The sequence below is a fragment of the Paucilactobacillus kaifaensis genome, from assembly GCF_005405145.1.
Classification (GTDB): Bacteria; Bacillota; Bacilli; order Lactobacillales; family Lactobacillaceae; genus Paucilactobacillus; species Paucilactobacillus kaifaensis.
On sequence record NZ_BJDM01000030.1, the window covers coordinates 1 to 7879 of the forward strand.

Below are 7879 nucleotides of genomic sequence, written 5' to 3' on the forward strand. Positions count from 1 at the left end.
ATCTGATTTGAGCAACGCACGATTTATATTGATAATACTTTGCCGTCCTCAATCAAATTTGCATGCTATTAATATAACTCGTGTAAAGCAATAGTTCAGTAGTATCAAGGTGTACACTTTCAATACACTATTCAAATAATTTAATCTGGTCTTTATTTTGTTCTGACAAATCCCACATATCCAACCAAGTAAGCCTACGTTTTAACTCAGCGTGGATATGCTTTATCGTTTCGTACGTGTATCCAACTCCGTCAATATCTGCAATCTCGACCAATGATAGTCCGTTGATATACTTCTCTTTCAAGATAGTATTCTCAATTCCACTGAATCGATCAAGCAATGCCATGACTTCGTTTCTAATCTGGTAATCCTGCTCAAGCAACTTCTTATGTTCATAGATAATCTCTTCTAGCTGTGAAGCATTCGACTTCTTGCTTAACTTAATATTCCTTAGGTCTCCGTCTGTATATCTGGATAGCTCGATTTCGGTTCGTCTCAAGTCCAGCTCAATATTGGCTATCTCTTCCTCGTTATCCAAATATGTTTTAAGCCATTGAAAACTGTTACGACTTCCCAATCTGCGCCATCCCCTTATGTTATAATGATTGTGTTGGTAACATAAGCGTGCGACGGTCTCTTAATTGGGAGCGTCTTTTTTTGTGCACTTATCTTTCTAGATCCATCTCAGTTTGTCCGTCCGCTTCACGTCGCTCATCAGTATCTAGCTCTGTTTGGTTTGGAGTAATTGCTAGAGTAACCTTTGAATTAATTAAATTGGCTAACTCACCAATATGCCCATCTAACATTGCTGTATCAACTTCAAGAGTTATCTTAGTAACTCCTTTATTCGTTGGGTGAACATCTGCTAATACTGCTTCTACATCAATAGTGTTGTCTTTAATTTCATTCATTATGGTTCCTCCATTTGATATTCAAATTCATTAATTGAATTGATCTCTTTAATTACAATTTCAACTCGTGGATTATCACTATATTGCTTCTGCGTAATAACCTCACACACCAAGTTATCGTCAGTCCAAATATTAGCCTGTGAGAGGCCGTCTAATATACCTTTAGTGTAATTATCTACGTCGGGCTTTTTAATTGGTAGAACGTCTCCTACTGCTTTTAAAGCATATAGCTTTTTAGACGTTGATTTTTGGATTGATCGATACACTTTAATCATCACTGATAATGGTTTATCTAAGATTTTATTTGACCATGTTTGTGTGACGACATCGACAATGTGTTTCTTATATAATTTAGATTTTGGTGGATCATACGTAGTTACGAATTTGCCGCGTGATACAAATCTAGGTCTGCCCTGTGCAACTGGCTCACCTGGGATAATTAACTTAATTGCCATCAACTCACCTACTAACTTCAATTAGTTGTTTGTTAATGATTACAGCCCAGCCATTAAGCTCCTGATGTTTCTTATTGCAATATACAACATCTGACTCTGACGCATTTAAGAACACTGCCATCTCATGAATTGACTTGAAACGTTCAGATTGCTTGTCTCGCCATAATGCGAATGTCTCGCGCTTGCGCCAATAAGGTAATTTGTTTAACCTGCCAATCTTATTAACTGTATCTTTTTCAATATTAAGACGTTCAGCAATTTCATCAGGCGTGAATTTCTTAGCAGTTAATTTAGCAATCATATCTGCCCGGATTGTCTTTTCTTTAACTTTATTTGTATTCCAAAGCTTATGACCTCGCCTAATCACTTCTCTGCAGATTGGACAATCCTTTGTGTTATGGCCATGACTATCGCTAACTTCATGATCTGACGGCCACACTTCTAATAGATAATTAATATCTAGTCGCTGTTTAGTTGTCATCTAATCACCTCGCCAGAATAATACGAAGTCACCAACTGCAACCACATCACAGGCAATCAATAACCAACCTAGATCCGTTAAACCGTGCACGAATACGTAGAACGCATATCCAGTTAAGATTGCGATTGAGCCTGCTAACAAGGCTAGAAAGATTCCATTAATTGCTTTCTTCATCTTGCACCTCCAATATCTCAGGTGGATTAATACCCATCACATTCATGCTGGCAAACCTGTGCATCATTTCTGATCTAGCCTGTTTTTCCGACAGTGCTTGTACTTCTGATGTGTTGCCATCGCTTAATTTAAACTTGTAAGTTTTCAAATTCTGATACTCCTCCATATATTCGTTTACTGTATAGTGTTTAGTCATCGTCAGTCACTTAATTTCCTACCACACAATTCAGATCCTTTAGACCACTTATATCCTCCGGCGTGTGGCCTGTCGGGATCATGCAACATAACAGAAGATATTGCAGAATAGTCAATTCCTGTTTTATTAGCAGCTTCCCTAGTCGAGTGATAAAAAGCTATAACTTTTCCATAATCATTCATTTGGACAACGACATCATTATTAATTAATCCGGTTTCTACAGCATGTTTGGAATTTATTTTTGGAGTAACCCATTCTAAATTAGAAACATTATTGTTGATTTTATCTCCATCTTTATGATTGACTACTCTTCTCGTGGCGTCACCTTGACTTAAAAATGCTAAAGCTACTAATCTGTGAACTCTCGCCATTCTTTGATGATTGTTTTTTGATAAAGTAGTGATCATATAACCTTGACCATTTTTTGAAGGATGCATCATTCTTTCAGTTTTTATGTTTTTTAGGTTCCCAAAAGAACTTATCTCATAAATACTTTCATACCCATTAACTGGTTTCCAACATTCCTTTTCCATAAACCCACTACCTTTCCAAAAGCCGCCCACACACCGGACAATAATTTATTGAAACATTGTCAATATAAAGCTCGGAATCCATCATTCTTAATGACACTTCTTTAGAATTAATTGCAACTGCTACGGTTATATACTGATTAGATAATTCTTGGAATGGTTCATGGCAATACGGGCAATTAGCCTGCTTTTTTTCTAATTCTGTCATTCATCTACCTCCAACAATTCCGGATTTTCATGAATGTTGCCAATAATCTCTGGAATCATATCGTCCCAAACATAGTTTCTAAATCCACCTGTCCATACGCAGAAGCCACCATTGAAAAACATAACTTTTCCGTTGTAATCAGTACCCTGATAATCATGTTCACAGCGAACAATATCACCTTCATAAATATCTTTGCCGTTTTTGTCTTTGAGGCCAGTAAACTGTTCGAGCTCAAAATCACTTGCATCTAAGGCGTCCAAGGTCAACCCTTTCAATTCGTCATATTTTCTAATTACCTTGCACTCGTTGTCCCACGCTCTGAACTTAATCTCTCGTTTCATTTTTCTTCCTCCTGTAAGAGAATCGTGTGACTACCCTTTTCCAGTGATTCATCGACATAGCCCTTATTGTTCCAAATGGCTAGGATATATCCATCGAAACTTCTCTCTGCATATGCCTGTGCCAGATCAGGGTTCTCATGTCCCAATGGGACTTCGTGCAGTTTAACAATACGATTGCCATAATCAGCCATTCGTTTTACGCATTCAATATCATCATCCGTGGCAAGAACTTTGTTGTGATCGTCAACCTCCGCGTACAGTTTTCCTTTACTCATTTTTCGTCCTCCAGTTTTACGATTTCGCCGGGTTCTTGGCGATTATCGTTGTAGTCCATTCTCTCAGCAATTGCCTTAATAACGGGAACCGTTACACTATTACCAGCCTGCTTGTATAGTTGACTATCGCTTAGCCCAGCTTGTTTTGTTTCGGTTAAATAGTTATTATCGCAATCTGTTCCACGCACAGTAACTAACATGCTATTTGCCTGCCACTGACGAAGACTTTTCGTCTAGTGATTGTGCTTCGGCTTTAGCTTGGTTGATGTCAGCATTGCCAGTATTCAATCGCTTAGTTAAATCGTCAATTGTGGCTTGCTTAGCATCAACTTCCTTTTGTTTTTCAGCCACTTTAGCGTTGCCTTCGTCAATTTTCTGTTGAATTTGTGCTTGGGTAGCAGCAGAAGAATTATTGAGTTGTGCCGTTAAATCATGATTTTTAGCCTTTAGAGCGTTGATAGTATCGTTTAATGTATTTACCTGTGATTTGTAATTAGATAGCTTAGACGCAATTTTATCGAGGTTCTGAGACGTGTTAACGTTATTATTGTGTCCTATCCAAAAATCTCCAGCATGTGCCGTCGCAAAACCGGCTGTGAAAATTAAAATGATGGTGATTGCAATAATTAGTTTGTTTTTCATTGTGAAGTCCTTTCTAATTCAATCGCTGGTCCGAAAACCTCATGATTGAAACTATCTGCCTGCATGTCTAAATCGTTGTACTCTGACTCACTCAATTCTAAGATTTGACCAATTTGGTAACCGTCAGAGCTAAAATGGTCTAACCATCCTTGATCAGGAGCTGATATTCTAACTTTCATCTTGGTCACCGTCCTTAGCTAATTCATCATCTAAGTGTTTAACTTCATACAATGCAACCTTAAGTCCATCAACCATGCCTAAATCATGGTCCTCACCAGTCATTGCATATTCTTCGTTTTCACCGTTCAAATCTTCGACTATCCGTGATGCTAATTTTTTGAGTAATTCTTTATTCGTCATCTTGGTCACCCTCATCATCAGCCCACTCAGCAATGTAACTCTGCTCTGGCAGTACTCTAACGTGACCGTCTGACGTGGTCACCTTGTAATAGTAAGTGTGACCGTCATACGTACTTAAGTTACGCATTGTTGGTAAATAATCGCCAGTCACTAATTCGATTGCGACAATCTTTATTTCAGAACTATATTTTTCGCCAAGTTTTACCACCAATGGTATCGGCGCTGGGTCACTTGCTTGACCTATGTCACCCATGTACGTTATTTTCACTTGACTGTCGCCTAATCCAACACTCCGTAAGCTAACTATTTTCATCTGGTTCAACCTCCACAACATATTGTTTATAAGCATCTGGCACTTGCTCAATCTCCGCTTTCGTAAACGCTTGAATTAAATTACTTTGTCTGCGACTTGCAAACCAATGACCATTCCGTTTACTTCTTCTTGATAAATATTGTTGATATCCATCTGATGTTTTTAAATTTGGTAATGGGATTCTGTACAGTTTTTCTTTCTCAACTTCGTAGCCGTTAATGATGGCACTGATGAATTTAACGCGATCTTGTTCATGAAAACTATGAGTCGTTATTTTAGCAGTACCATGTTCAAGGTACCTAAGTTCGTGTATATCTGTATCAGATAAAATGTTAATGAACTGTACATCGTTATTATCATACCCGTCGGTGCTGTGATACCATTCATCAAACCATTTAGGCACTTTAACTTTTTCAGTTGGGTCGACAATATTATCAAGATAAGGCCAAATTTGTACACCATTATCATTACATACCACGCTGTACGGTAGTTCATTATCTTCAGGTTCAGTTCTGTAAACCTTCCCTTTAACTAAAACTTCGTCGCCTACTTTGTATTTCATTTCTCCGCCTCCAATTTCTTGACGCCCTTTACTTTTTCTTTGTCAAATAGCGCTGCGTGCAAAATTTGAAGTACCTGTTCTTCGGTAAAAAGCGTGGTCGGTGTGTGAAGATATCGTTCAACAACGCCTTTTTCTCCGCCACTAATCACAGGACGCTCAACCGCTGTTCCGTCCGAGTAGTCAAGATGATTGTACTTATCAAAATACAATCTTCCGACTGGTTTCATGCCAACAATGGAACCATTATCAGCCACAGTGTAGTAAGGCATGTCTGTGTCATACAAAATTTCATCTGGAACCTCAAGGAAACAAGTATTAGAAGCGAACTCCTCTTTTTTATTCTTTGTAACTACTGATGGGGTTTGGACATATTTTAGATTTATTAAGTCTTCGTATTTAATTAGCTTCATTAGTTTTCGTCCTCTACTTTCATAATGGCTTCAAGATATTCTTCCCGGTCCTCGCTGATGGCCTCCTGTTCAGAATAATCAGGTTTCGTCACCTCATAAGAAACTTCTCCGTTTTCCACGTATACCTCACTGCCATTTACCTCCATGATGTAGCTATCGTCTTCTGGGTTCATTTTTCTTCCTCCAATTTCACGACTTCTGTTTCCCAATTCATTAGCCTTCTACCTCTCAGATTTTTCCGTTCTATAATTGACTAATTCACGAGCACATTCCCTTAACTGTTCTGCTATTAAATTTGTGCCTCCTAGTAATTGATCTTTTGCAACACTAAACTTGCCAGTCTTATCATTATCAAAAATAATTAAAACAGGATCGTTATTTAATTCATTAATTACTTGTATTTTCATTTGTCTGCCTCCAATTTTTTCAATTCAATTCTATTTTCTAAAATTCTGTAACACACATACGCGCTCTGGTACGTTGGTGAAGAAACACTTGATTTTTTATCATCATTGAAGAATTTAATCCTAGGATAAATGTATAAATGACTTACTGGATGACGCTCTAACAATTCAAATCTTCGTTTACTGTCATACAATCCAGCCACATTCATCAACATGGCAAACGGTTTATCTATTTTAAAAAGTCGCTCCAAAATATTATCTTTAATCGAATACGGTGGGTTGCTCACGATTGCATCACACTCTGGTATTTCAACCGCGAGAAAGTCCCCCCCCATCTCAATGTGAGTGTTAATAACAGTGAAACCATTCTTTTTCAAAACTTTTACATAATTGGAATCAGGCTTATCAAATGGACACCAAATTGTTTTAAATTGTTTTATATACGGAACAATTGCTTCAACCGCTGCAACTGGTGTATACCATTCATCACTTTTTGCTTTCTGTCGTTGCATTATTTTTCGTCCTCCTCAACAGGTTCAAGTGCCTTATCCATTTTGTTAACATATTGTGTGTTATGAATCTTGCTTGTCGCATATTCAAATTTATAACCTTTATGTGATTGCCTTTCACCTTTTAAACAAATTCTCACGCTTTGCAACGAAAGATTAAATTTGCGACATGCTTCACTGATAGTCTTACAATAAATTCTCTTGTTAGTTTCTGTAATCACATAGATTGGCACGCCCTGAGAAATCGCAATTCTTTTACCTCTAGTGCCGTAGTCAGCGTTATATTTTGGTGAACAATACTCTAAGTTGCTTAGATCATTGTTATCCTTATGCTCGTCTATATGGTTAACTTGATAATCTTCATTTGGTTTCTCACCAAGAAATGCACCCGCAACTAACTTGTGAACTGAAAAATGTTTTGTGTGATGGTTCCCATACAAATCAACTAAAAGATATCCGCCCCAATTTTTCCAAGGCTTTAATACATGTCCAGTTTTTGCGTTTCTGACACGTCCAAACGTGCTAACCTCATATTTATTTTCATATCCAATTACATTTTTCCAGGTCTCATTGTTCATCTGGATCAACCTCCTCAAGAGCTTTATTAAAGTCAATCGCCAAATCGGGATTGCGTTTCAGTTCTTCGATTTCAGATTCGGTGAAAATAGTTTTCATGACCCTTGTATCGGCTTCATTATTAAATTCAAAAAGTTTATCGTCGTCGTTCCAATTTAAATATCCCCACTCGAAATCTTTGCGGATGACATGCACCCGATACCGTTTCTCATCTTTCCGCTCGTCAATTGGTGTTGCTGCGTATTCGTTGATTAATTTGAATAGGTTCAGGTTGAAGCCGTCTGGATAAAACGCCCACGTGAATCCGACCCCACCTTGCTGTTCAGGATTGATAACTGCCATATAAGCTGTAGCATTCGCTATTTCATCCTGATAAACTGCATCAGTCGAAAAATAGCAGCTGTACTTTTTCAGTTCTCGTTTAAATTCACTCGTTTTCATGATCTGCCTCCTCCATCATTCATGCTAAGCAACTTACCCCAAAACAGTACAAACGTTATATAGCCTGCAATAAACGTTAATATTTTAATTA

General features: G+C 37.8%; 21 protein-coding genes and 1 pseudogene. All 22 read right to left on the reverse strand.

Going from position 1 to position 7879, the window contains the following annotated elements:
* Nucleotides 1-127: 127 nt before the first annotated feature.
* The 22 genes and pseudogenes from FFM51_RS08410 to FFM51_RS08505 all read right to left on the reverse strand — a co-directional run bounded on the left by FFM51_RS08410 (nucleotide 128) and on the right by FFM51_RS08505 (nucleotide 7788).
* Entirely contained in the window at nucleotides 128-577 is a 450-nt protein-coding gene (locus FFM51_RS08410; protein WP_137598176.1) for a hypothetical protein, read from the reverse strand.
* An 88-nt stretch (nucleotides 578-665) separates the two neighbouring features.
* Nucleotides 666-911 carry a hypothetical protein gene (locus FFM51_RS08415; protein WP_137598177.1) on the reverse strand — a complete coding sequence of 82 codons (246 nt, stop codon included), beginning with the start codon at nucleotides 909-911 and terminating at the stop codon, nucleotides 666-668.
* The gene (locus FFM51_RS08420) at nucleotides 911-1366 is read right to left on the reverse strand and encodes a RusA family crossover junction endodeoxyribonuclease (RefSeq protein ID WP_137598178.1); all 456 of its coding nucleotides are present in this window, start codon (nucleotides 1364-1366) and stop codon (nucleotides 911-913) included. The genes FFM51_RS08415 and FFM51_RS08420 overlap by 1 nt, the downstream gene beginning before the upstream one ends.
* 4 nt (nucleotides 1367-1370) lie before the next feature.
* Nucleotides 1371-1847 (reverse strand): hypothetical protein, encoded by a 477-nt coding sequence (locus tag FFM51_RS08425; RefSeq protein ID WP_137598179.1) that lies wholly within the window; start codon nucleotides 1845-1847, stop codon nucleotides 1371-1373.
* Nucleotides 1848-2021: a hypothetical protein gene (locus FFM51_RS08835; protein ID WP_170999603.1), complete on the reverse strand. Its 174-nt coding sequence runs from the start codon at nucleotides 2019-2021 to the stop codon at nucleotides 1848-1850. It abuts the gene before it with no gap.
* Entirely contained in the window at nucleotides 2005-2169 is a 165-nt protein-coding gene (locus tag FFM51_RS08430; protein WP_170999604.1) for a hypothetical protein, read from the reverse strand. Before FFM51_RS08430 ends, FFM51_RS08835 begins: the two co-directional genes overlap by 17 nt.
* Before the next feature lie 50 nt (nucleotides 2170-2219).
* Nucleotides 2220-2750, reverse strand: coding sequence for an NUMOD4 domain-containing protein (locus FFM51_RS08435; protein WP_137598181.1), 531 nt, complete (start codon nucleotides 2748-2750; stop codon nucleotides 2220-2222).
* A 7-nt stretch (nucleotides 2751-2757) separates the two neighbouring features.
* A complete protein-coding gene (locus FFM51_RS08440) occupies nucleotides 2758-2955 on the reverse strand; it encodes a hypothetical protein (protein ID WP_137598182.1) in 198 nt (65 codons plus the stop codon).
* The gene (locus tag FFM51_RS08445) at nucleotides 2952-3296 is read right to left on the reverse strand and encodes a YopX family protein (RefSeq protein WP_137598183.1); all 345 of its coding nucleotides are present in this window, start codon (nucleotides 3294-3296) and stop codon (nucleotides 2952-2954) included. The genes FFM51_RS08440 and FFM51_RS08445 overlap by 4 nt, the downstream gene beginning before the upstream one ends.
* The gene (locus tag FFM51_RS08450; protein ID WP_137598184.1) at nucleotides 3293-3571 is read right to left on the reverse strand and encodes a hypothetical protein; all 279 of its coding nucleotides are present in this window, start codon (nucleotides 3569-3571) and stop codon (nucleotides 3293-3295) included. Before FFM51_RS08450 ends, FFM51_RS08445 begins: the two co-directional genes overlap by 4 nt.
* A pseudogene (locus FFM51_RS08455) lies at nucleotides 3568-3702 on the reverse strand (DNA cytosine methyltransferase); the annotation flags it as partial. The pseudogene FFM51_RS08455 and the gene FFM51_RS08450, both read right to left, overlap by 4 nt.
* Nucleotides 3703-3772: 70 nt before the next feature.
* Nucleotides 3773-4213, reverse strand: a complete 441-nt coding sequence (locus tag FFM51_RS08460; RefSeq protein ID WP_137598186.1) for an endonuclease — start codon at nucleotides 4211-4213, stop codon at nucleotides 3773-3775.
* Nucleotides 4210-4392, reverse strand: a complete 183-nt coding sequence (locus tag FFM51_RS08465) for a hypothetical protein (protein WP_137598187.1) — start codon at nucleotides 4390-4392, stop codon at nucleotides 4210-4212. The genes FFM51_RS08460 and FFM51_RS08465 overlap by 4 nt, the downstream gene beginning before the upstream one ends.
* Complete coding sequence (locus tag FFM51_RS08470) at nucleotides 4382-4573, reverse strand: hypothetical protein (RefSeq protein ID WP_137598188.1); 192 nt, start codon at nucleotides 4571-4573, stop codon at nucleotides 4382-4384. The genes FFM51_RS08465 and FFM51_RS08470 overlap by 11 nt, the downstream gene beginning before the upstream one ends.
* The gene (locus tag FFM51_RS08475; protein ID WP_137598189.1) at nucleotides 4563-4886 is read right to left on the reverse strand and encodes a hypothetical protein; all 324 of its coding nucleotides are present in this window, start codon (nucleotides 4884-4886) and stop codon (nucleotides 4563-4565) included. The genes FFM51_RS08470 and FFM51_RS08475 overlap by 11 nt, the downstream gene beginning before the upstream one ends.
* Nucleotides 4873-5448, reverse strand: coding sequence for a DUF1642 domain-containing protein (locus FFM51_RS08480; RefSeq protein WP_137598190.1), 576 nt, complete (start codon nucleotides 5446-5448; stop codon nucleotides 4873-4875). Before FFM51_RS08480 ends, FFM51_RS08475 begins: the two co-directional genes overlap by 14 nt.
* Nucleotides 5445-5858 carry a hypothetical protein gene (locus FFM51_RS08485; protein ID WP_137598191.1) on the reverse strand — a complete coding sequence of 138 codons (414 nt, stop codon included), beginning with the start codon at nucleotides 5856-5858 and terminating at the stop codon, nucleotides 5445-5447. Before FFM51_RS08485 ends, FFM51_RS08480 begins: the two co-directional genes overlap by 4 nt.
* Nucleotides 5858-6031, reverse strand: coding sequence for a hypothetical protein (locus FFM51_RS08840; protein WP_170999605.1), 174 nt, complete (start codon nucleotides 6029-6031; stop codon nucleotides 5858-5860). The genes FFM51_RS08485 and FFM51_RS08840 overlap by 1 nt, the downstream gene beginning before the upstream one ends.
* A gap of 48 nt (nucleotides 6032-6079) precedes the next feature.
* Complete coding sequence (locus FFM51_RS08490) at nucleotides 6080-6265, reverse strand: hypothetical protein (RefSeq protein ID WP_035147689.1); 186 nt, start codon at nucleotides 6263-6265, stop codon at nucleotides 6080-6082.
* A complete protein-coding gene (locus tag FFM51_RS08495) occupies nucleotides 6262-6774 on the reverse strand; it encodes a hypothetical protein (protein ID WP_137598192.1) in 513 nt (170 codons plus the stop codon). Before FFM51_RS08495 ends, FFM51_RS08490 begins: the two co-directional genes overlap by 4 nt.
* Nucleotides 6774-7349 carry an NUMOD4 domain-containing protein gene (locus FFM51_RS08500; protein ID WP_137598193.1) on the reverse strand — a complete coding sequence of 192 codons (576 nt, stop codon included), beginning with the start codon at nucleotides 7347-7349 and terminating at the stop codon, nucleotides 6774-6776. Before FFM51_RS08500 ends, FFM51_RS08495 begins: the two co-directional genes overlap by 1 nt.
* On the reverse strand, nucleotides 7339-7788 hold the full coding sequence (locus tag FFM51_RS08505) for a hypothetical protein (RefSeq protein WP_137598194.1): 450 nt from the start codon (nucleotides 7786-7788) through the stop codon (nucleotides 7339-7341). Before FFM51_RS08505 ends, FFM51_RS08500 begins: the two co-directional genes overlap by 11 nt.
* Between the last annotated feature and the right edge of the window lie 91 nt (nucleotides 7789-7879).